At 43.6% G+C, this 21,425-nt stretch carries 23 protein-coding genes and 1 pseudogene; 11 read left to right on the plus strand and 13 right to left on the minus strand.

Annotation, left to right across the window (positions count from 1 at the left end; translation table 11 throughout):
• Positions 1-23: 23 nt before the first annotated feature.
• Positions 24-215: pseudogene (locus DIC78_RS21855) on the minus strand (winged helix-turn-helix transcriptional regulator).
• A gap of 30 nt (positions 216-245) precedes the next feature.
• Here DIC78_RS21855 and DIC78_RS10535 point away from each other — a divergent pair.
• Positions 246-908, plus strand: coding sequence for an MBL fold metallo-hydrolase (locus tag DIC78_RS10535; RefSeq protein ID WP_101859640.1), 663 nt, complete (start codon positions 246-248; stop codon positions 906-908).
• A 121-nt stretch (positions 909-1,029) separates the two neighbouring features.
• On the opposite strand, the gene DIC78_RS10540 is transcribed toward DIC78_RS10535, so the two are convergent.
• Positions 1,030-1,407, minus strand: a complete 378-nt coding sequence (locus tag DIC78_RS10540) for a VOC family protein (protein ID WP_024123541.1) — start codon at positions 1,405-1,407, stop codon at positions 1,030-1,032.
• Between the two features lie 82 nt (positions 1,408-1,489).
• Complete coding sequence (locus DIC78_RS10545; protein WP_024123540.1) at positions 1,490-2,068, minus strand: LysE family translocator; 579 nt, start codon at positions 2,066-2,068, stop codon at positions 1,490-1,492.
• A gap of 121 nt (positions 2,069-2,189) precedes the next feature.
• On the opposite strand from DIC78_RS10545, the gene DIC78_RS10550 reads away from it, so the two are divergent.
• A complete protein-coding gene (locus tag DIC78_RS10550) occupies positions 2,190-3,104 on the plus strand; it encodes a LysR family transcriptional regulator (RefSeq protein WP_024123539.1) in 915 nt (304 codons plus the stop codon).
• Positions 3,105-3,162: 58 nt separating this feature from the next.
• Here DIC78_RS10550 and DIC78_RS10555 read toward each other — a convergent pair whose 3' ends face one another.
• The 3 genes from DIC78_RS10555 to DIC78_RS10565 form a co-directional block, all read right to left on the minus strand.
• The gene (locus DIC78_RS10555) at positions 3,163-3,642 is read right to left on the minus strand and encodes a DUF2798 domain-containing protein (protein WP_106019892.1); all 480 of its coding nucleotides are present in this window, start codon (positions 3,640-3,642) and stop codon (positions 3,163-3,165) included.
• A gap of 82 nt (positions 3,643-3,724) precedes the next feature.
• On the minus strand, positions 3,725-4,168 hold the full coding sequence (locus DIC78_RS10560) for a GNAT family N-acetyltransferase (protein ID WP_095712568.1): 444 nt from the start codon (positions 4,166-4,168) through the stop codon (positions 3,725-3,727).
• The gene (locus DIC78_RS10565) at positions 4,165-5,061 is read right to left on the minus strand and encodes a LysR family transcriptional regulator (protein WP_101859645.1); all 897 of its coding nucleotides are present in this window, start codon (positions 5,059-5,061) and stop codon (positions 4,165-4,167) included. Before DIC78_RS10565 ends, DIC78_RS10560 begins: the two co-directional genes overlap by 4 nt.
• A gap of 189 nt (positions 5,062-5,250) precedes the next feature.
• On the opposite strand from DIC78_RS10565, the gene DIC78_RS10570 reads away from it, so the two are divergent.
• Positions 5,251-6,450, plus strand: a complete 1,200-nt coding sequence (locus tag DIC78_RS10570; protein WP_106021831.1) for an MFS transporter — start codon at positions 5,251-5,253, stop codon at positions 6,448-6,450.
• A gap of 80 nt (positions 6,451-6,530) precedes the next feature.
• Here the strand turns inward: DIC78_RS10570 and DIC78_RS10575 are convergent, their stop codons facing one another.
• Positions 6,531-7,379, minus strand: a complete 849-nt coding sequence (locus DIC78_RS10575) for a pentapeptide repeat-containing protein (protein ID WP_101859647.1) — start codon at positions 7,377-7,379, stop codon at positions 6,531-6,533.
• Between the two features lie 160 nt (positions 7,380-7,539).
• On the opposite strand from DIC78_RS10575, the gene DIC78_RS10580 reads away from it, so the two are divergent.
• A complete protein-coding gene (locus DIC78_RS10580; RefSeq protein ID WP_105954638.1) occupies positions 7,540-7,923 on the plus strand; it encodes a YybH family protein in 384 nt (127 codons plus the stop codon).
• A 107-nt stretch (positions 7,924-8,030) separates the two neighbouring features.
• Positions 8,031-8,825 (plus strand): YybI family spore inner coat protein, encoded by a 795-nt coding sequence (locus tag DIC78_RS10585; RefSeq protein WP_106021832.1) that lies wholly within the window; start codon positions 8,031-8,033, stop codon positions 8,823-8,825.
• A 33-nt stretch (positions 8,826-8,858) separates the two neighbouring features.
• On the opposite strand, the gene DIC78_RS10590 is transcribed toward DIC78_RS10585, so the two are convergent.
• Together DIC78_RS10590 and DIC78_RS10595 are read right to left on the minus strand one after the other, a co-directional pair.
• Positions 8,859-9,593 (minus strand): MerR family transcriptional regulator, encoded by a 735-nt coding sequence (locus tag DIC78_RS10590; RefSeq protein ID WP_106021833.1) that lies wholly within the window; start codon positions 9,591-9,593, stop codon positions 8,859-8,861.
• 155 nt (positions 9,594-9,748) lie between these two features.
• The gene (locus tag DIC78_RS10595; RefSeq protein ID WP_106022020.1) at positions 9,749-11,059 is read right to left on the minus strand and encodes an MFS transporter; all 1,311 of its coding nucleotides are present in this window, start codon (positions 11,057-11,059) and stop codon (positions 9,749-9,751) included.
• 437 nt (positions 11,060-11,496) lie between these two features.
• Between DIC78_RS10595 and DIC78_RS10600 the strand changes: the two genes are divergently transcribed.
• Positions 11,497-11,946 (plus strand): DUF6376 family protein, encoded by a 450-nt coding sequence (locus DIC78_RS10600; RefSeq protein WP_106021834.1) that lies wholly within the window; start codon positions 11,497-11,499, stop codon positions 11,944-11,946.
• 32 nt (positions 11,947-11,978) lie between these two features.
• Here the strand turns inward: DIC78_RS10600 and DIC78_RS10605 are convergent, their stop codons facing one another.
• Positions 11,979-12,908, minus strand: a complete 930-nt coding sequence (locus DIC78_RS10605; RefSeq protein WP_010332614.1) for a manganese-dependent inorganic pyrophosphatase — start codon at positions 12,906-12,908, stop codon at positions 11,979-11,981.
• A gap of 209 nt (positions 12,909-13,117) precedes the next feature.
• Here DIC78_RS10605 and DIC78_RS10610 point away from each other — a divergent pair, with 209 nt between their 5' ends.
• Positions 13,118-13,495, plus strand: a complete 378-nt coding sequence (locus DIC78_RS10610; RefSeq protein ID WP_024123528.1) for a winged helix-turn-helix transcriptional regulator — start codon at positions 13,118-13,120, stop codon at positions 13,493-13,495.
• 29 nt (positions 13,496-13,524) lie between these two features.
• On the opposite strand, the gene DIC78_RS10615 is transcribed toward DIC78_RS10610, so the two are convergent.
• Complete coding sequence (locus DIC78_RS10615) at positions 13,525-14,010, minus strand: spore coat protein (protein WP_127696224.1); 486 nt, start codon at positions 14,008-14,010, stop codon at positions 13,525-13,527.
• 145 nt (positions 14,011-14,155) lie between these two features.
• Here DIC78_RS10615 and DIC78_RS10620 point away from each other — a divergent pair, with 145 nt between their 5' ends.
• The 4 genes from DIC78_RS10620 to rplI all read left to right on the plus strand — a co-directional run bounded on the left by DIC78_RS10620 (position 14,156) and on the right by rplI (position 17,921).
• On the plus strand, positions 14,156-14,305 hold the full coding sequence (locus DIC78_RS10620) for a hypothetical protein (protein ID WP_010332611.1): 150 nt from the start codon (positions 14,156-14,158) through the stop codon (positions 14,303-14,305).
• 224 nt (positions 14,306-14,529) lie between these two features.
• Positions 14,530-15,459: a YybS family protein gene (locus tag DIC78_RS10625; protein ID WP_024123526.1), complete on the plus strand. Its 930-nt coding sequence runs from the start codon at positions 14,530-14,532 to the stop codon at positions 15,457-15,459.
• Between the two features lie 36 nt (positions 15,460-15,495).
• A complete protein-coding gene (gene gdpP, locus DIC78_RS10630) occupies positions 15,496-17,475 on the plus strand; it encodes a cyclic-di-AMP phosphodiesterase GdpP (RefSeq protein ID WP_127696226.1) in 1,980 nt (659 codons plus the stop codon).
• Positions 17,472-17,921 (plus strand): 50S ribosomal protein L9, encoded by a 450-nt coding sequence (gene rplI / locus DIC78_RS10635; RefSeq protein ID WP_010332608.1) that lies wholly within the window; start codon positions 17,472-17,474, stop codon positions 17,919-17,921. Before gdpP ends, rplI begins: the two co-directional genes overlap by 4 nt.
• Positions 17,922-17,957: 36 nt before the next feature.
• Here the strand turns inward: rplI and DIC78_RS10640 are convergent, their stop codons facing one another.
• Both DIC78_RS10640 and DIC78_RS10645 read right to left on the minus strand, forming a co-directional pair.
• Positions 17,958-20,045 carry an ArnT family glycosyltransferase gene (locus DIC78_RS10640; RefSeq protein ID WP_127696228.1) on the minus strand — a complete coding sequence of 696 codons (2,088 nt, stop codon included), beginning with the start codon at positions 20,043-20,045 and terminating at the stop codon, positions 17,958-17,960.
• Positions 20,046-20,180: 135 nt separating this feature from the next.
• A complete protein-coding gene (locus DIC78_RS10645) occupies positions 20,181-21,389 on the minus strand; it encodes a CynX/NimT family MFS transporter (RefSeq protein ID WP_127696230.1) in 1,209 nt (402 codons plus the stop codon).
• Positions 21,390-21,425: the final 36 nt, after the last annotated feature.

Here is a 21,425-nt window from a genome sequence, read left to right on the forward strand (position 1 = left end):
AAGTGATAAAGTGGCTTATCTCCTTATGTTTCGAGACGTAAAGCCTGTGATGTCTTCACCACACCATCTGTTTTCCGTTCCCTTAGCTGCAACGTCAGCATCCTTTGTGTGATACCCGGTATTGATCTTTTCAGTTCATTAAACCTGACCGGTTGATGAGACAGGGTATCGATGATGATTCCTTGCCATTTTCAGCCAACAATGTGTAAAGCCATTTACAAAAATATTCAAAGGAAGTGGTTTGCTTGAACTTAATACAAATATCAGAACATGTCTATCAGTGTGAATTTGAACTCGATATACCGATTCATATCCCAGTTCATATTTGGTTTATTAAAGATGGCGATGATGTTTATATCATTGATACAGGAATAGAACGTTTCGCAGATGCTCAAATAAAGGCAGCGTTAGCAATTGGTCATCCCAAAGCCATTCTGCTTACCCATGGCCATAGTGATCATATTCAAGGTGCAGCAAAATGGTTAGAGAAGTTTGACATTCCTATTTATGCCCATCAAAAAGAACTGATTTATATAAATGGAGAAGCGCCTTATCCGAACAAAAATGACGTCGAAAACACAAGGGTAGCACATACTGTCCGGCCGCTGACGGAGCATACACTTACTCACTTGCCGATACAATACTATGTAACACCCGGACATTCTCCGGGGCATGTTATCTACCATCATGAAATTGATAACATTTTATTATCGGGAGACCTTTTTATTACAAGTAAGGAGGAGCTGCACCCGCCTATCAGAAAATTCAGCGTGGATATGAATGAGAATATAGATAGCGGCGCAATCATAGATGAAATCAAACCAACTCTTATCTGCTCTTCGCATGGACAAAGCATTCTTTATAACGAAGAACTGTATAAAAGGTATGTTTTAAAATATAGAGATTAAAGAAAGTTTGTAGCAGTAAATATGAATTGGTTGGGGAGAAGAGTGAGACTATTTTGAGTATCGTTTTTAGAAGAAATAAGTCCCTTAAAACATACCAAACACTCGGTATGTTTTGGGAGATTTAAAGATACTCTGATATTTCGACGAGGTTCTGATCGGGATCTCGAATATAAACAGAGATAATCGGGCCAAGGGCGCCGGTTCTTTTTACAGGCCCTTGCTCTATATTGACATTCATTTTCGTGAGATGTTCTACTACTTTATTGATAGGTTCATCAGTGATAAAACACAAATCCGCAGATCCAGGTAATGGGTGCTGTGCCTTAGGTTCGAATTCATGACCGGCCTCATGCAAGTTTATTTTTTGATTGCCAAAACGCAATGCTTTTCTGCCCGAACCAAACGTTTCTTCCTGCATTCCCAAAACAGAGGTGTAGAAGCGGATTGTCTCCTGAAGGCTTTTTACCGTTAACACCAAATGATCAAGTCGTTTTATCATTCACGATCCCTCCTGCAAAGTATACATTTCACTAAATCTATTATTAATCCTGCATAGCTGCTTTCGTATCAGATGAGATTAACTAAAGAAAGATACTTACCGCAGAATAAATGAGCAGCAAGCACATGATGACTCGAAATGCCTTATCGTGTTTTTCAAAAAGCTTTTTAAAAACAGAGCCGAACCCTGACCATAGCAGCAGGGCGAACCAGCCCAGAAAAATGGCCAATGAGAGATAAAAAATAATTGATGTCATTGAATGCTGAAACGGCAGTATAAAAGCACTCATCAATGTTAAGAAGAACAAAACGCTTTTGATATTGATGATCTGGAAGATGAAACCGGATAAAAAAGAAGAGTGCGTATCTCCGGAATCCTTCTTTGAGCCTTTGGCGAAACCGATCTGCCAGGCCAAATAGAGCAAATAGACTGCACCAGCTATTTTGAAGTAGGGCTCAACAAGAGGAATCCAATTGTATACACCTATTGTGAATATACCGCTGAGAATCCCCAGTGCTGCAAAGCCCGATAAGATGCCGCTATTAAAACGCCACGAACCGATAAAGCCAAACCTTCGCGCTTCATTCATCATTAAGATGTTACTTGGGCCGGGCGTAATGGATGTCAAAATCACATACGAAAGAAAAGCTATAATACTCATTGAATCACCTTCATTTACTAATGTCATATTGGGCAGTTTTTATTGTATGATAGTCATATCTATAAATAAAATTGAAATATAAAAAAGCATTATCATTTTTTTCGATAGAAGGGGAAAACGTATGGAGATCAGACATCTTGTCACGTTCCAAGCAATTGTAGAAATGGGAAGTTACACGGGAGCTGCTGCTAAGCTGGGTTATACGCAATCCACGATCACCACTCATATCCAAGCGCTTGAGCAGGAGATCGGCGGCGCTTTATTTTCGTATGAAAAAAGAAATCTAAAGCTGACTCATTTAGGCAGAGAATTAATCCCTTTGGCAGAAGATTTACTTTCTGCCCACGACCAGATCAAGAATATGAAGAGTGTTCATGAAATCAAGGGAGTATTAAAGGTAGCCGCACCTGAGTCTTTAACGATTTCTAGACTAGGGCCAATCATAAGGGAATTTTCACTGAAATATCCTCATGTGAAGATTATATTAAGCAATGGGACATGCGGGGAAAACCAGGTAGATTTATTGAGCGGACGGGTGGATATTGCTTTTATGGTCTATCCAGCAATTAGCCCGGACAAATGCATTCATTATACTTTAACTGAGGAGAGGATTGTCCTTGTGGGCAGTCATGACGGACCGGATCATTTTGATGATTATAAACAAGATATCAGCGGCCATTTTTTTATCACAAATGAAGAAGGCTGCAGCTATCGATCAATGTTTGAAAGGTATCTTGTTAAGCATGACATCTGCAACGTTCAAACAATGGAGCTGTGGAGTATCGAAGCGATCAAACAAACGGTCATGAGCGGGCTTGGCTTTTCTGTTTTACCTTATGTGACAGTGAAAGAAGAGGTGGAAAGTGGTAAGCTGAAAATCCTTGGTCATTCTGAAGCTTTCGAACCGCTGTATTCCCATATGCTGATCAAAAAGAAAAAATGGCAATTGCCGGCGGCAGAGGCTTTTGCTGAACTTGTTTTACATTCGTTTCGTGAATCTGAACAGGAGTCTCTCGTTGGTATGTCCGGTGAATAGACAGGATGTTGGAAAAGGAGGAGTTGGTACGCTCACTCCTTTTCATATTAGTCATCCATTAAAATGCAGCTGAAACCTTGGGTTTTACAAACTTTACGAAAATACCCCGGACTAAAGGGCCCATTATTAATAATTGCAATGGGTAGGCTAAAATAAAGTTTTTCAGAACGATCATAAGGTAAGCGCTGAATAGGCTGTTCTCGTTAAGTCCATTCGACAAAGCTGCCGTGATTAATCCGAAAACAGACATGCAAAGTACCATACCAACCACCATACAAGTCGACATGGCAAGGACCATATATAATTTCTTAGACTTGTCGAACGGCATTTTGAATGTCATTTTTCTTGCGAGCGGACCGACTAAAAGTAAATCTAACAGTAACGCTACAATAAATCCAATGATCATCTCAAAAGCTGTAACCCATGAAAAATCACGAATGGCTCCGTTGATCACTGCATTGTAAATCGACATGACGCAGACCATTCCAAAGCACATCATCACGCCAAAGATAAGGCCTTCTTTTTTATTTGCTGGCATACAATCAATCCTTCTCTCAATAATCGGTGATTAGTATACCAATGAATCACACATGCTCATAAGTGACAAATTTGTGAACAATTTATTGGCCGGAATCGTCTTCTTTTGTCATCAGCACATGCGGAATACCATCCAATATAAATTCCTCTGATGCTGTCTGATAGCCGAGCTTTTCATAAAAGCCTGCTGCCTGTGTCTGACCGTGCAGTTTACATGTATAAATGCTTTTTTCTTTCACAATACGTTCTAACTCAGCGACAATCACTTTCCCCAACCCGAATTTGCGATAGGGCTTCAGAATGCAGATTCTTTCCAGTTTGCCCGCGTGATCAACGATACGCACACGCGCTGTGCCGACCGGCTGTTGTTCATGGTAAACCAGAATGTGCTGGCAATCCCCATGGAGTGTATCGAACTCATCGAACTCGTCGGAAACTGGACAGCCTTGTTCCTCAACAAATACTGTCTTTCTGATGTCAAACGCTGTATGTAAATCATGTTCTGTCGTTATTCTCTTCACATTCATGATTGATCCTCCTCTTTATCAGAAAAATGGCTGATGACATACTGTTTAAAGGTCTCTGCCACCGGGGATAAAAATCTGCCTTCTATCCAGGCGATTCCTATGACGCGCTGACATTCCGGCCAGCTGACACGAATTTTTGTGATTTTGCTTTGGTCTAACCCTTTAAGATCGGGCAGAATGGATATGCCAAGACCGGCTGCCACAAAACCTGCCGCAGTGGCTGCTTCTTCACCCTCAAACATAATGTTCGGTTGAATGTCCGCTTTCTCAAACAATTCATCAACCGTCATGCGAAGCGCATATCCTTTTTTCAATAAAATGAAACGCTCATCGGCGACTTCGGTCAGTGCAATGCTTTCTCGATGAGATAACGGATGGTTGTTTGGCACAAATACAAACAGTTCTTCGCTCCATAATTGTATCCAGCGGATCAGTTTTTCAGGCTTGATGGAGGCAAGGAGACAGAGATCCAGATCTCCGGATTTTAATCGTTCAAGCAGCCAATATGAATGGTTTTGCTTCAGCTGGAAGGTAATGTCGGGATATTTCTGCTGAAAGCTGCCGATTAAATCGGGAACCAGCGTTGTTCCTAATGTATGTAAAAAACCGAGAGACACTTCGCCTTGGTCAGGCTGTAACAAAGCTTGGATTTCTTCTTTCCCTTCGGTATATTCCTTCATCATGGCATGAACGCGTCTTAAAAATATTTCTCCGTATTTGTTTAGTTTAATCGAACGTCCTTGCCTGTCGAATAGCGGGACGCCTAAATGGTGTTCGAGTCTGGCGATTGAGCGTGAAAGCGCAGGCTGTGTGATCGACAGACTTTGTGCCGCCTTCGTGACGTGCTCCATGCGGGCCAGTGTTTGAAAATATTCAAATTGTTCCCATTCCAAATCGTCAACACCTCCTACATTACATTTAAGCATGAAATGGATATTTATTATGCATTATACAACATATATCAACGGTGCTAAGATAAATGTATAAACAGACTCGAGGATGTTTGAAATCGCAAGAAATAAAGGATGGGTGTTTATGGAGTGCAGTCTTCAACAAAATGGTGAGGGGCAGATAAAGTCCCGATGACATACATTCAAAAAGGCACACCGGTTTTTCGTAAAATTACGTTTGCTTTCTTTGCTGCAGGTTTTAATACATTTGCCATTCTGTATTGTGTACAGCCGCTTATGGAGGAATTTACGCGGGAGTTTCATGTGACCCCTACAACAGCGAGTCTTTCTTTATCTGCTACAACAATGCTCTTAGCTGTCAGCATGCTTGTTTTCGGTTCGTTGTCAGAGGTATGGGGACGTAAGCCGATTATGGCTGTATCCATGCTGGCCGCATCCGTTCTCTGTCTGGCGTCGGCCTTCAGCCCGAATTTTCATACGCTGCTCGTATTGAGAACCATTCAAGGGATTGCGCTCGCTGGTCTCCCTTCGATTGCGATGGCTTATCTTGGAGAAGAAATTGAACCCGGAAGCCTTGGGTCGGCGATGGGGCTGTATATCAGCGGAAACGCGATCGGCGCCGTTTTTGGAAGGATTGTTTCAGGGCTCTTGAGTGAGTACTTTACTTGGCATATAGCGATGGGGTCAATTGGTGTGATTAGTTTGATAGCGAGTATGATATTTTTTATGAATTTGCCTCAATCGACCCATTTCACGCCGAGAAAACTTGAGATCGGTCAGTTGGGAATGTCTTTAATCAGCCACTTGAAGGACCGGAAACTGTTAAGCTTGTTCTTCATTGGTTTTTTGCTTCTCGGAAGCAATGTTGCATTGTTCAACTACATTGCGTATGTGCTGTTAGCACCGCCGTATTCCTTTAACAAAGCGATTGTCAGCTGGATATTTATTGTGATGATTGTCGGGATTTTCAGCTCGTCTTTTATTGGAAGAATGGTCGATCAATACGGTTATCATAAAATACTGATGATGAATATTTTTATCGTGCTCGCAGGTGCATTATTAACGTTAAACGGCGTATTAGCAGTAAAAATTCTGGGGATTGCTCTTTTTACCTTTGGTTTCTTTGGAGGGCATTCAGTCGCCAGCAGCTGGGTTGGACGGAGAGCCCTGCATAACAAGGCGCAGGCCTCATCGCTGTATTTGTTCTTTTATTACTCAGGTTCAAGTATCTGCGGAACAGTCGGCGGCGTGTTTTGGTCTGCTTTTCATTGGCTGGGTGTCGTCGGTATGATCACGTTCATGCTGCTGTTTGCTTTCGTGCTGTCGGTATTTCTGGCAAGGAGTGAAAACGTGTCGGGCAGCGCGCTATGACTGATTTAACATGTCCTGAGGTGCAGGGCAGTAAATTGAAATGATGGTGACAAAAAAAGGACCTCTGGCGGGTCCTTTTCTTATTGGCTGTTGTTCCAATGGGCCGGGATCTTTAAAGTAGGCGGAAGCTTTGTGCGAGAATTGCCTTTTGCAGCGTTCACTTGTGCCTGCGTTAGAAAAATGCTTCCTGTCAGGTCAGCTCCGCTTAAATCAGCATCTCTGAGATCAGCGCCGATGAAATCTGTCATTCTCAGATCAGAATGTCTCAGGTCGGCTGCTATGAGCAGTGCTCCTCTGAAGTTTGCTCCTCTTAGATCAAGCCCTTTCAGTTTCGCGCCGATCAGGGCGCTTCCCCGGCTGATTTTTTTCGGGAGTTTTTGATTGCGGGCTTGGGCACGCACCAGCTCACTCGTTTTTAACAGCCATTCATTAACCTCAGCTCTATGCTCGGACACATGTAGGTTCAGCAGGTTTTCCGCGCTGAGCCTGGTAAGTTTGTCCGTCTTTTCGAAACAAGCCCGCAACTCACGGTGAATCGGCTTGGCTGCCTCTATAGAAAGAGCTTCATGTAAATACCAAAGCATCTCATGCAGCTGCTGCATAATTGGAAAAACGTCAAACATCTCTTTCGCGGATTCCGGGTTGTTTCGCCAATCCTTTCCCTCATAAGTAATTTGGGATACCTTTTGACCGGCGCCAAAGCATTCATAAGCTGAGCAGCCTCGAAATCCTTTTTCTCTAAGAGCTTCATGTATGGCACATTGATAGTTTGATTCTAAGTTGCGGCAAGGCGTTCCGCCATCTTTATCAAAAGCAAAATCGGCCGATTTCGCATAAGGCAAGGCAACACAGCACAGGCCAAAACAATGTTGGCAATCTGCGCTTATCTCATGCTGTCTATTGTCATGTAATGTGAATTCCACAGACAATATCGTTCACCCCTTCACTCGGGAACTTTGTAAAATATAGGTTTTGTTCGTGCTATTTGCATTATATAGGAAATAGGTATACTTTTCATTTTATTTTTTCATGATCAACCCCTCAAACAATGTATAATATATCCAACCGTGATGATGGGGAGGGAACCTTTTGGAACAGCAAATTAAAGAGATCATTTCTGCTTGTGATGTGGCTATCCGGAACGAAGATTTTGATACACTGATGAATTACTATACAGAGGATGCCATTTTAGTTGTGAAGCCTGGCATGATCGCACGCGGTAAAGAAGAAATCAAAAAAGCGTTTATTGCGATCGCAAATTATTTCAATCATCAGCTTGTCCCGACGCAAGGGGAAATGGTCATTTTGGAAGCAGGCGACACTGCTCTGGTCCTTTCTCAAACGCTGCTTGAATCGGATAAAAAGGATTCCGAGTATGCGATGGAAAGAAGGGCGACCTATGTGTTTAAGAAGAATATGCAAGGTGAGTGGCTTTGTGCAATTGATAATTCATATGGTACGGATTTAATTTAGTTTATAGTGCTTAGACATTCTGAAACAAGACGGGCTGCATGTGATCTGCTGTGTACTTTTCCTGCATATAATGATTCATGAAGGTGAATAGGAAAGGGTGAATTCAATTGAATCCATACAACAGCAGAATGGCACCTTATTGGGTTTATCATGGCGGAGAATCAACGCTTTACCAGTATCCATATGTCTATAGGCAGCCCGGTTTCTCGCGCGCCATTATTACTGCAGCGCGGGGTGATGTGACCGGTGATGGAGTCGCTGATGAAGTCTTCCTTACTGGCAATCAAACGTCAGGCAGTCCGCTATGGAGAAATATCACTTTGGTGATACGTAACGGCAAAACACATCAGGAACGGCAAATCCAGCTTCATAACAATATCGGATACAATCCGTCACTTTTTCTGGCTGATGTGACAGGCAATAAAACGGAAGATGTGGCTGTTGTAATCGATACCGGGGGAAGCGGAGGCTCTATCTATGCATATGTATTTGCCTATATGAACCGGCAGTTCAGGCAGATTTTCAATTCGGATTCTTTTAATGATGAATTCAAGTACAGTGTGAGCTATCTAAATCAATATAAAGCGAGCGTGGTCAGTCAACGCCAGCATGAACAATATATACTGGATCTTACTTACAAAGGCAGAGACTATTTGAATGAAATTTATACGAATCAGGGTGTTTTAAAAGCGCCGATAGAAGGCTGGGTCAATCCTTTATCCGGCTTGTATCCGGTTGATTTCAACAGAGACGGCGTATACGAATTGCTGGCGTATCAGCGGATCGCCGGAAGGTATAACGCCGACTCATTGGGATATGTTCAAACCGTATTGAAATGGAACGGGCTGAATTTTGGCGTTGACCGGCAGAATGTATCGATTGTTGGCGGTGCCGCAACTTGAGCAGAGGGAATGCGTTAGTGGCAAAGACTCACGCTACAGGTGTTCTGCAACGACGGTCAGATAATAAGATAAACCGGTTTGCTGCTCTTCTAACATTCCTCGATGAAAATCATCCTGCATAAAAAATCGCGTTTGTTTTACGTAATCTTCTTTGCTTGTCGGATGTCCGTTTTGATTCAGGAACGTAATATGATTCATGACATGCTCTTGCACGGCAGGGTCATGATACGTCACGCCGCTTCTTAAAAAATCAGCCATTCCATCAAGAAAATGTTTTGCCTCTATCGCCATTTTGTTCATTTCATCTACATTGATAGCGTGGGTATCTACTTCAAAATCGTAATGCTCTTTTAAATGGTCATTTTGTTCCGCTAAAGATTGTTTCCATTCGTTTGAGGTTTCAAATCCTTTAAACATTACCTTATGATCCATGTTCTCACCTTTTCTTGTGTATTCTAAAGACGTATTGACCGTTTGAACGAAGCGCTGGTACTTTTTAATTTTCTTTTCAAACAGCTTTTTTTGCTTTTCTAATGTGCCAGTTCTGTCAGCATCCTCAACTAATAACCTTTTTATTTCTGACAAAGGAATATCTAATTCTTTGTAAAAAAGGATTTCCTGCAGTCTTTTTAGCTCGTCGGCACCATAGTACCGATATCCGGCTTCGCTGATTTCTTTTGGGACCAGCAAGCCGATTTTGTGGTAGTGATAAAGCGTTTTGATTGTCACGTTCGCAATGTGCGACAATTCTTTTACTGTTACCTTCACAACTCAACTCCTCCTTCCTCTATCACTATGAGGCCTTACCTTTGGTTGGAGTCAAGAATAAAAATGATGTTATTTTTGCCCGGATGGGATATAGCCCCCGAGAAAGCCGTCTTTTTTTATGATCAAAGAAAAGAGTGCTTGCACACAAGCACTCTTTACTCCAACTTAATTCTTTTCACATCTCCTAGCACAAATACGTAAAAAATCAGCCCAAGCAGCAATACAAAACCGGCAACAAGAAAGCTGAGCGTAAAGGAACCTGTCACATCAAACAAATATCCCGTGAGTGAAGCGGCGATTATGCCTCCGAATAGGTTGTTTGCCAGATTTACCATGGAACTCAGCATGGAAACGGAGCCAATCGGGGCCAGTTCTGCGGAGATGGACCAGCCGACCGGAGCCGTTGCAGAAACGCCGGCGAGGCCGATTGAAATGCAGATAATTGCAACGGTAATATTATTCGTCAAAATGGAGCCCAAAAAGAAAAAGCCGAAGCTCATCCCTACAATGATCACGGTTCGGTACACCTTGGTGTTGGAATAGCCTTTTTTGATAAGGTAATCGACGAGCCAGCCGCCGACCACAATGCCGGAAATGGTTGAGATCAGCCACGGCACGGCGGTGAATAAACCGGATGACATGAGATCCATTCCGTATGTATGCTTAAAGAAAGTCGGAAGCCATGTAAGCAGCAGGTTGAATGTATAGCCGTACCCCGTAAATCCGATCATTAAGCCCCATACTTTACGGTTGGAAAACAGTGCTTTTAAAAGCGGGACCGTTTTATAGGGGATTTGTTCTATTGTGATTGTATTGTGTTTCTGAATATAGTTTAATTCGCTTTTGGAAATGCGTTTGTGCCGTTCGGGCTGCTCATAGTACTGCCAGAAAAAGATGGTAAACAGCACATTGATGCATCCGATCGTTAAAAAGGCGACCCGCCAGTCAAATGTTGTGACGAGAAAGGCGACCAGCGGCGCTCCGATTACGTTTGAAAATTTGGCGGCTGAATCAAACAGTGAGTTCGCCAGACCCCGTTCACTTGGAGGAAACCATAGAGCGGTTGCTTTGGAAGCGGCGGGGAACGCCGATGCGCTTGTCAGCCCAATGAGAAATCGGAACACATATAAGAGCAGTTTTCCTTGTAAAAAAGCGAGAATGATCGTTAAAATGCTCCAAACCGTCATTCCGATTCTTGTGACCCAGGCCACGCCAAACCTGTCCAATAAACTTCCGACGGGCAGCTGCATCAGTGTGTACGAATATGTGTAAATCGAAAACACAATGCCGAGTTCAGTTGCTGTGAGGTGAAACGAATCTTGTATCGCCGGGGCAGCTACAGAAATGGCCACTCGATCAAAATAATTAAGAATGATAATGCCGCTCAGTAACGAAGATATATACCATCTGGTATGCCCGGGCCGTTTCACGCGCTCTTGACTCATGATGAAAACCTCCTCTGTTATAGCATGATCTCCGGATGTAAATACCATTCAAATTTTAATTACCACAGCTCTCTTTTATGTAAACGGACAGCAGGAATTTGACTGGAAAAGCCCATTGCTTTAAAATGAAAGTAATAAAAATGAACACTCCAAAGGGGAGTAGCTTTCACAGTAAAGTCGTCATTACGGGACAAGGTGTCCTCGGCTTTGCTGGCAATTTGATTGTTAGCGAGACCTTTGCCAAATCTGATTTGGTGAAGGTCTTTTTGTTTCTGAACTTCACCAAATCGGTGGAGTTTTTTTCGTTTTTATCAAAAAAGGGAGAGGAGATTTACGATGTCTAAGCTGAAGAAATGGCTGAACCGTGAATTGGTGAAGAAGGGGCTGCCATTAGCGAAAGAGAAATTGATTCCGATCTTAAAAGAAAAAATGAAGAAGAAACGATAAGGGGGCAAACAATGAAGAAAATGGTTCTGACGGTTTTGGCCGGCGCGGGTCTTTTGGGGGCAGGCGGATGCGGAATACTGGATCAGGTGAATGAAGGGCTGGATTATACAAATGAAGCGTCAGCTTATGTGGAAAAGGTGAAGACGTTTGCAGAGGAAGCGCCTGCATTGGCTGAGGAAGCTGTAAATGACACTGAGGCGAAAGAAAAACTAGAGACACAGCTTGAGTCCATTCAAAAGGCAGCGGCTGATTTTAATGAATTAACACCGCCTGATGCCGCAGCGGAGCTTCACAACACCCTGCAGGAGCATAACGACACATTGCAAAAAAGTGCGGAAGACGTCTTGCAGCAAGTGGAAGAAGGAAAGGTATCGCTTGAGGAATTGGAGCAATCCGAATTGGTCCAAAACGCTAAGCAAATTACTGATGTGATGGGGCAAATTGAAAAGCTTGGCGAATAAGAAAAAGCATCCCGGGAGCGGGATGCTTTTTCTTATTCTGCAATCGCGTCTGTTAACACAGGAACGACTTGTTTTTTACGAGAAACAACGCCTTTAAGAAGGGCTGTATTGTTTTCTAATGTGACGTTGAATGCTTTTTCCACTTTGTCCGCTTCGTTACCGATTGCAAGTGCAAGTGAATCGTTTTCTAAGATGTCTGTGATCACAAGAAGGAACAGATCAAGGTTCTTCTCAGCCACAACTTTAGAAATCACTGCTTCTAACTCAGCTTGGCGCTTTCTGACATCTTCAATATCCACTGTGTTGACTTGTGCGATTTCGACTTTTTTGCTGCCGAGTGTGAATTCTTTTGCATCAAGAGAAATCAGCTCTTCAACTGTTTTTTTGCTTAAGTCAGCGCCGGCTTTCAGCATGTTTAAGCCGTATTCTTCAGCATCTACGCCAGCGATTTCAGCAAGTTCTTTTGCTGCCGCTACGTCTTGATCAGTGCAAGTTGGAGATTTGAATAACAGAGAGTCAGAAATGATAGCAGACAGCATAAGGCCGGCAATTTCTTTCTCGATTGTTACGTTATTTTCTTTGTACATTTTGTTTAAGATTGTAGCAGTACAGCCGACAGGCTCAGCACGATAGTAAAGCGGCTCAGCTGTTTCGAAGTTTGCGATTCTGTGGTGGTCGATGACTTCAAGAACCTGAACGTCTTCAATATCCTTGATGCTTTGCTGGCGTTCGTTGTGGTCAACAAGGATAACGCCGTTCACTTCGTTTGCAGCTGTTTCTACAAGACGAGGGCTTTCTTGTTTGAAGTAATCTAGCGCGTATTGTGTTTCGCCGTTGACTTGTCCAAGTCTGACAGGCTCAGCGTTGAAACCGAGTTTGTTTTTTAAATCAGCGTAAGCAATAGCAGAGCAAATCGTATCTGTGTCTGGATTTTGGTGTCCGAAAATAAGTATTTTTTCCATGATAACTCCTTATCCTTTTTTAAGTAGTGTAAACATTCTTTTTATAGTTTAACACGTCTTGCTGCGGGTGTAATCATGCAAACCCTTAAAAATTGATGTGAATAAAAAGCATTTTTTTTGAGTGGAAGAGGAAAGGTGTGTAAAATACTGGGTAGGTCAGTTGCAAAATGATCTGTAGTATCAAAAAAGGTACTATTGGAGGGTCGAACATGAGCCGAAAAAATAATATTTATCCGAACAAAGAAGGCTGTCCAGTTGAATTTACACTAGATGTCATTGGCGGAAAGTGGAAAGGAATCCTTTTTTATCACATGATAGATGGCAAGAAACGGTTCAATGAGTTTCGCAAAATCTGCCCGAGTATTACCCAACGAATGCTGACCCTGCAGCTTCGGGAGCTTGAAGCGGATGGCATTGTTCATCGCGAAGTTTATCACCAGGTGCCGCCCAAGGTCGAGTATTCTTTGACAGAATTCGGGCGAACGCTTGAGCCGATTGTATTGCAAATGAAAGAATGGGGTGACGCCAACCGAGAAGTATTGGAGGCGCGTCGTTCGAACAGTTTATTAAAAGAACAGCAGAAGTAGCAGCAAAGGGAGAGCCTTTGCTGCTTCTTTTATTTCATCGAAATGGCTTTATTGGCGTTTCTGACGTCATTTTTTAACAGATCAGAAAGGTTGTAAGATGGGTAGTATCCATGCTGATACATGTATTGATAAACCTGCGCATGCAACTTAATGGCAGCGTTTAGCTGTTTGACAAGTACGGTTCTTAATTGAGGTGTTGCTGTTTCTGTAATTGCAATGGCATAGCTGCGGACAGATGTTTTGGCAAAGCCGAGCAGGTCACCGCTGTAAAATGGATTATCCGCGCGCTCTTCTTCTTCATCATTGCGAGGCATCGGCGCCTGAGGGAAGAACGGGAGAAGCTCTTTTAAGTTTTGCTCAACGGCCTGAATGGACACGCTATAAAGCTGTCTGAGCTGAGGATCTCTAACTTCTCTAATCATTTTCTTCAGTTTAATGAGCCCGTTTGCCTGAAAAGCAACCAGCTCATGCATCTCTAATGTTTCATGCCAAGCCAACGTTCTGCGTTCATCCATGTAACAAATCTCCTTTATCAATCAGATTCTGTATCAGCATATGCCCAACGTTCAATGTTGTTCATGATGTTTTGAAGTTTTTAAAAAGGGAAATTCACCTTATATAGGCTACGGGTTGAGAACATCCAAAAAGAGGTGAAACACGATGTGGGACATGATAAAGAACTTTTTCTTGTTTAGCAGCGGCGTTCTGCAAGCAACAACCCTTTTACTTGTGATTTTAATATTTGTGTATGTCAGAAAAACGAAGAAGAAAAACAAAGAATCTTCTGGTTTTATGGATGATAAAGAATAAGAAGTGATGGGCATTCTTTTAAAGAATGTCTTTTCGTTTGCAATGTTTCACATGAAACATTGGCGTCATTTTACTTGCGATTTGGACTTATGTTAAAATATAAAAGTAATTTTAGAGATGATATGAAAACATTGGTGCAAAACATGTTGCGGCGATGAAAAAAAGAGCAGTCGTTTATGCTGCTCTTTTCTATTCGTATGTTCAGTATGATACGAGGTGACTAAGTGAAACAAACAAGAGCATTAATGGAAGGTGCTATTTTAATCAGTTTGTTTGCGATCATCACACTGTTGGTCGTTTATGTTCCATTGATTGGAACAATTCTGTTATTTGCACTGCCGCTGCCTATGATCCTTTATACGATCAGACACGGATTGAAATTAGGATTATGGATGGGCGCTGTCAGTCTTCCTGTTGTCTTTATTGTCGGGTCCTTTAACGGACTTATTGTAGCTTTTATGTCAGCTTGTGCGGGCATTGTCATGGGGCATTTTTTCAAAAAAAGAGAACCCGGTCATGCTATTATTTCGGGTGCCCTTATTTATATGCTTTGTATCGTGTTCTATTTTGTGATAAGCATTCAGTTTTTGGGTATCAATATCATTGATGAAGCAATGACACAATACCGGCAATCACTCGATATCGTTGAATCCGTTTTGAAACAATCGGGTAATGCTGAAGAGCTTGAGAAACAAATGAAACTGATGGAAGAACAATTGAGTACGGTTCAATATCTTTTTCCAACAGCTATCGTGATGGTAGGAGCCATTTTTTCTTTCCTCAGTTACCTTATCGCTAAGCCGCTCTTAAGGCGATTCTCCCCCGATATTCCTAGTCTAAAGCCTTTTAGAGAGTTGAAGTTTCCGCAAAGTGTGGTAGTGCTGTATTTGTTGATTGTCATTCTTTCATTTCTGCCTTTAGAAAAAGGCCAAATGCTGTACTCTATCGCTTTAAATGGGGAGTTTATACTCGGGTTTCTTATTTTTATCCAGGGTTTATCATTTATCTTTTTCTATTGCCATAAGAAAAAATATCCGAAGGCAGTCGCCGTCATTGCAGTCATTCTTGGTTTTCTGCATCCGATTTTTATGGCAGCCATTCGCATTTTAGGCGTTATGGACATGGGCTTTAACATAAGGAATAAGGTGAAGTGAATATGAGTTGTACTCACATGGTGGGGAGTGATAGAAATGCCAAGCTTTTATGAAAAACCGTTGTTTCGGTATCCCATCTATGCATTGATTACTTTGTCAATCATTACAATCCTCATCAGCTTTTATTTTAACTGGATCATAGGAACCGTCGAAGTGTTGCTGCTTGCAGTTATACTGTTTTTTATAAAACGCGCGGATTCTCTTATTCGAAAAGAGATTGACGCTTATATTTCTACGTTATCCTACAGGTTGAAAAAAGTCGGTGAAGAGGCATTGATGGAAATGCCGATCGGCATCATGCTTTTTAATGATCAATACTATATAGAATGGGCAAATCCGTTTCTCTCTTCTTGCTTTAATGAAAGTACTTTAGTGGGGAGATCACTTTATGATACGTGTGAATCAGTTGTGCCGCTCATCAAACAAGAGGTAGAATCGGAAACGGTTACATTGAATGACCGAAAATTTAAAGTGGTCATCAAACGGGATGAGCGTCTGCTTTATTTCTTCGATGTGACGGAACAGATACAGATTGAAAAGCAATATGAAAATGAAAGAACTGTGCTGGCCTATATTTTCCTTGATAACTATGATGATGTGACGCAAGGATTAGACGACCAGACGAGAAGCACGATGAACAGCCAAGTGACATCTTTGCTCAACGCTTGGGCGCAGGAGTATGGAATATTCCTGAAAAGGACTTCATCAGAACGTTTCATCGCTGTGCTTAATGAACACATTTTAACCGAACTTGAAAATTCGAAGTTTTCGATTCTGGATGAGGTACGGGAAAAAACTTCATTTGACGGCGTTGCGCTGACCTTAAGCGTTGGTGTCGGAGCTTCGGTCTCATCGCTGAAAGAGCTTGGCGATTTGGCGCAATCCAGTCTGGACTTAGCACTGGGCCGCGGCGGAGACCAGGTAGCCATTAAGCTGCCAAACGGAAAAGTGAAGTTTTACGGCGGTAAAACGAACCCGATGGAGAAGCGAACAAGGGTGCGCGCCCGCGTGATTTCTCATGCTTTAAAGGAAATCGTTTCTGAAAGCAGCAATGTGATTATCATGGGTCACAAATTCCCCGACATGGATTCTATCGGCGCGGCGATCGGGATATTAAAGGTGTCACAGGCAAATAACAAAGATGGATTTATTGTGATTGATCCGAATCAAATCGGTTCAAGTGTGCAGCGCTTGATTGAGGAAATTAAAAAATATGAAGATCTGTGGTCAAGGTTCATTACGCCTGAAGAAGCGATGGAAATTGCCAATGACGATACGCTGCTTGTCATCGTGGATACACATAAGCCGTCGCTTGTTATGGAAGAACGGCTGGTAAACAAAATTGAACATATTGTGGTCATCGACCATCACCGCAGAGGCGAAGAATTTATCAGAGACCCGCTGCTCGTCTATATGGAGCCGTACGCTTCATCAACAGCGGAATTGGTGACAGAGCTGCTTGAGTATCAGCCGAAGCGCTTAAAAATCAATATGATTGAAGCAACCGCCCTATTAGCTGGTATAATAGTGGATACAAAGAGCTTTTCACTCCGCACTGGCTCGCGGACCTTTGATGCAGCTTCATATTTAAGAGCGAAAGGCGCCGATACGGTGCTTGTGCAGAAGTTCCTCAAAGAAACCGTTGATTCCTATATTAAACGGGCGAAGCTGATCCAGCATACGGCCCTCTATAAAGAGAACATCGCGATTGCGTCTCTGCCTGAGAATGAGGATGAATATTTCGATCAAGTGCTGATTGCGCAGGCTGCGGATTCACTGCTGTCGATGAGCGAGGTTGAGGCTTCATTTGCGGTAGCAAGACGTGATGAACAAACTGTTTGTATCAGTGCGAGGTCTCTTGGCGATGTGAATGTTCAGATCATCATGGAGGCGCTGGAAGGCGGAGGACATTTAACAAATGCGGCGACTCAGTTATCCGGCATTTCAGTAACAGAAGCGCTGGAGCGGCTGAAGGGCGCCATAGATGAGTATTTTGAGGGAGGCGTACAAAGATGAAGGTTATTTTCTTACAGGATGTAAAAGGAAAAGGAAAAAAAGGCGAAGTGAAAAACGTAGCAGACGGTTATGCGCATAACTTTCTGATTAAAAAAGGCCTCGCGGTTGAAGCGAACGCGTCAAACATCAGTGTACTAAACGGTCAAAAGCAGAAAGAGAAAAAAGAAGCCATCGCAGAGCTTGAGCAGGCAAAGAGCTTAAAAGAAACATTAGAAAAACTGACTGTTGAGCTCAGCGCGAAATCAGGTGAAGGCGGCCGTTTGTTCGGCTCTGTCACAAGCAAGCAAATTACTGAACAGCTTCAAAAAGACCATAACATCAAAGTGGATAAGCGGAAGCTGGAACTGCCGGACGGCATCCGTGCGTTAGGATATACAAACGTTCCTGTGAAATTGCATCCTGAGGTGCAGGCTGTGTTAAAGGTACATGTGAAAGAAGAAGCTTAATAGAAAAGAGGCTTGGATTGATCCAAGCCTCTTTTTTTATTCTGCGAGATAAAGGGTTTGCTGGCTTTCTCCGCCAGGTCCACCTTTCATGCCTTGCTGGCTGCTTGTGCTGCTCGAGGAACTGCTGTACTCGTCAGAAGATATTTCTTGACCGTGTTTCTTGATCCAAGAAACGAGTTCAGTATTGCCTGAGTTAGTTTCTGACAGCAGGAAGTATTTCACTTTGCCTTCTTTGACTAGTTTTTTCAGATCAGAGACAGTCAGAATCGGATCTGTGCCGTTGAAGCCGCCGAGTGCCATGACAGATTCATCTGTATCGATGATATATGGCGCAGCCGTTACGGTTGTTAACGTAGCGAATAAATACTCTTCGCCGGTATTATGCTCTCTCAGATAAGACAGGAGACCGGTGTCCATTTCTGAGGAGAACATGTTTCCTCCGTTTGCCGAGCTTTTAAGCTGCGGGCCGGATTCAGGAAGAACGCTGTTGCCCCCGTATAAAAGCGGCGTTGCTGACCAGTAGATTGGTGCGAGGAGCAGCACACATAAGCTGACAATGATTAGCTGTTTGCTGCTTTTGAGCATGAGCAGAGCAATGGTGGTGCCGAGTCCTGCGAGTCCGAGTACATACATCCAACCACTGCCGATTTGGCTTGTATAAGCACTCAAAATATACACTTGGAATGCGGCTGTAATGAAGACGGCCGCTGGCAGCAGGCAGCTTGTCCAATCTTTATTGTTTTTGTATAGGCGGTACATTGTATACCATCCGATACCGGAAAGTGCGGCAATCGGCGGTGCCAGCATAATCAAGTAATACTGGTGGAAGAATCCCGCGATGCTGAAGAAACCTGCCACAGGTACAAGCCATGCTGTCCAGAATAGCGTTTCTTTCATTTCATTAGTCTGACCGCGACGATTACGGTACCAGCTGACAATTACACCAAGTAATCCGATCAATGCGAATGGAAGCATCCAGCTGATCTGGCCGGAAAGAGCAGATTGGAAGAGACGAAGCGGTCCTGCATCACCTGTGCCGAACATGTTCATGCTTTTTCCGCCGCCACCGCCGGGTCCTCCATTTCCGCCGTTTGGTCCGCCTGTTGGAGGTGTACCTCCGTCTCCATTAAAGGTGCCATTTTTTCCAGAAGGCGGCTGAGGAGCCTGTGCATTGCCCCCGAAGGAACCGGTGCTGTTTTGATTTCCATCTGCCTTGCTGTTTCCGTTCTCAGATGAAGAGGTTCCATCAGATGATTCATTGTGATTTGGCGCTTGCCTTGTGCCATTATTCTGCATGTTATCGCCGCCTGCGGCATTCATATCACCGCGTGCAAGGCCGGTGGTTTGCCCAAGCAGCCGCTCTGTGCCGTTATATCCGAAGGCGAGTTCTAACACAGAGTTTGTCTGGCTGCTTCCGATATACGGCCGGCTGGAGGAGGATGTTGAATCCACAATAACCGCCCATGAGAGCGATATACCGGTTAGGAGAATAAGAGACAGAATCAGCGATCCTGTTTTTTTCTTTAGCGAAATCCGAGAAGCAATCAGGTAGAATAACACAAATGCAGGCAATACCATAAAGGCTTGCATCATTTTCATATTAAATGCAAGGCCGATCAGGCCAAAAGCTGTCAGGAGCCAAACGAGCTTGCCTTGTTTGACCGCCCGAAGCAGGCATGATGAACCGAGCAATAAGGTAAAGACAAGCATGCTGTCAATGTTGTTTGTACGGCTGACGGCGACTGCGATCGGTGTCAGCGCCATGACAAGCGCGGCGGCGCGGGCCGCTCCAATGCCAAATGTCGGTTTGATCATTCTGTACAGAAGGAATACCGATCCAACCCCGGCGAGAGCCTGAGGAATGATGACACTCCACGTATGAACACCAAAGATCAGCGCGAAGATCGTTTGAATCCATAAAACAACAGGCGGCTTATCAACTGTTACAAATCCGGAAGGGTCAAATGACGCATAGAAGAAATTGTGGAAGCTTTGCGTCATGCTTTTCACCGCTGCCAGATAGTATTGGTTCGCAGCGTCATCCTGCCAAATGTGATAGGTGTTGAGAAAAGCCGCTGCAAGCAAAATAACAATAAGGACTGTGTCGAAACGTTTGGTTTTCATCGTTTTTCGCCTCTTTATGATGTCTTATTGTAAAAAACAAATATGAAAAACTTATGAATAAACCATAAAGATTCAAAGAATGTCTGACCGTTTTTTCATAAAAAAAGAGGCAGAGACATCTTCCCCGCCCTTTTTCTACGCTGAATTTCTCTTTCTCTCTGTCTGAAGGACGTATCGATCGCGTCCAGCCCCAAGTCCTGCTGTTCCCATGACGATTAAAGCAGCAATAAGAAGCACAATCGGCATTGTCCATGAATGTGTCTGGTCAAAGAGATACCCGACAAAGATCGGCCCGACGGCTGCAAGAAGGTAGCCGAATGACTGTGACATGCCTGACAGCGCTGCAGCCTGATACGCATTTTCACTGCGGAGCCCAATGAGAGTGAGTGCCAGACTAATGCTGGAGCCTTGTCCGATACCGATAATCACCATCCAGATGGCAAGCATGGTATGGCTGCCGCCCGTTAATAATCCGCATAGACCGATCAGATAGACTGCGGTCAGCGCTGCAACGATCCCGCGCTGATGTTTCACGCGGTCAGCTAAAACCGGTGTCAGAAAAGTGGAAGGCAGACTCGCAAATTGCATGAGTGATACAAGCCATCCGGCGGTTGACGTATCAATCCCGTGTGAACGGAGAATCTCAGGAAACCAGGCGATACTGCTGTAAAATAAAAATGATTGCAGGCCCATGAAGATGGTGACGAACCATGCCACTTTGGAAGCCCAAATCGGACTGGTTTTAAGCTGCGGCGTCTGGTTGGACGCATCCCGATGTCGGAGCTGAGGTATCCAAATCAGCAAGGCTAGACATGCCAAGCCTCCCCATAAGAGAAATCCCTGTTTCCATCCGCCATCCAACTGGGCCGCTAAAGGTACGCTGATACCTGATGCTAAAGCAGCGAATATATTCATTGATGTCGTATACAGGCTGATCATGAGCCCTGGCTTTTCAGGGTATTTATGTTTGATTAAGCTTGGCAAAAGTACGTTTCCGATCGCAATTCCGATTCCGATAAGTGCCGTTCCGAAAAACAAAGCGGCAGTATAGCCGGCAGAGCGAATCAAAACACCGACAAACAGTACCAGGAGACCAAGCCATAAGGTTCGCTCATTTCCAAGACGACGTCCTAGCTTAGGCGCGAGCGGAGAAAGAACGGCAAACGAAAGCAGCGGCAGTGCGGTCAAAAACCCGGCTGCCCCGTTGGACATGTGCAGCTCGGTCCTGATGGAGCTGATGACCGGCCCGACTGAAGTGATTGCGGGTCTTAAGTTAAACGCGATAAAGATAATACCAGCAATCAGCCAAAACGATTGGATTTTTTTATTTTGTGGATGTGGCAAAGCAGTTACTCCTCTTTTCTAACATATACTTAATAT

Origin of the sequence: Bacillus halotolerans (assembly GCF_004006435.1) — a bacterium.
GTDB classification, from domain to species: Bacteria; Bacillota; Bacilli; order Bacillales; family Bacillaceae; genus Bacillus; species Bacillus halotolerans.

Excerpts from the sequence above, each read along its gene's own strand:
- DIC78_RS10560 (WP_095712568.1), bottom strand. The coding sequence starts at position 4,168 with ATGAATGTGAAGAGAATAACGACAGAACATGATTTACATACAGCGTTT.
- DIC78_RS10555 (WP_106019892.1), bottom strand. The coding sequence starts at position 3,642 with ATGCCAGCAAATAAAAAAGAAGGCCTTATCTTTGGCGTGATGATGTGC.
- DIC78_RS10605 (WP_010332614.1), bottom strand. The coding sequence starts at position 12,908 with ATGGAAAAAATACTTATTTTCGGACACCAAAATCCAGACACAGATACG.
- gdpP (WP_127696226.1), top strand. The coding sequence starts at position 15,496 with ATGCCAAGCTTTTATGAAAAACCGTTGTTTCGGTATCCCATCTATGCA.
- DIC78_RS10540 (WP_024123541.1), bottom strand. The coding sequence starts at position 1,407 with ATGATAAAACGACTTGATCATTTGGTGTTAACGGTAAAAAGCCTTCAG.
- rplI (WP_010332608.1), top strand. The coding sequence starts at position 17,472 with ATGAAGGTTATTTTCTTACAGGATGTAAAAGGAAAAGGAAAAAAAGGC.
- DIC78_RS10640 (WP_127696228.1), bottom strand. The coding sequence starts at position 20,045 with ATGAAAACCAAACGTTTCGACACAGTCCTTATTGTTATTTTGCTTGCA.
- DIC78_RS10570 (WP_106021831.1), top strand. The coding sequence starts at position 5,251 with ATGACATACATTCAAAAAGGCACACCGGTTTTTCGTAAAATTACGTTT.
- DIC78_RS10600 (WP_106021834.1), top strand. The coding sequence starts at position 11,497 with ATGAAGAAAATGGTTCTGACGGTTTTGGCCGGCGCGGGTCTTTTGGGG.
- DIC78_RS10610 (WP_024123528.1), top strand. The coding sequence starts at position 13,118 with ATGAGCCGAAAAAATAATATTTATCCGAACAAAGAAGGCTGTCCAGTT.
- DIC78_RS10545 (WP_024123540.1), bottom strand. The coding sequence starts at position 2,068 with ATGAGTATTATAGCTTTTCTTTCGTATGTGATTTTGACATCCATTACG.
- DIC78_RS10550 (WP_024123539.1), top strand. The coding sequence starts at position 2,190 with ATGGAGATCAGACATCTTGTCACGTTCCAAGCAATTGTAGAAATGGGA.
- DIC78_RS10620 (WP_010332611.1), top strand. The coding sequence starts at position 14,156 with ATGTGGGACATGATAAAGAACTTTTTCTTGTTTAGCAGCGGCGTTCTG.
- DIC78_RS10615 (WP_127696224.1), bottom strand. The coding sequence starts at position 14,010 with ATGGATGAACGCAGAACGTTGGCTTGGCATGAAACATTAGAGATGCAT.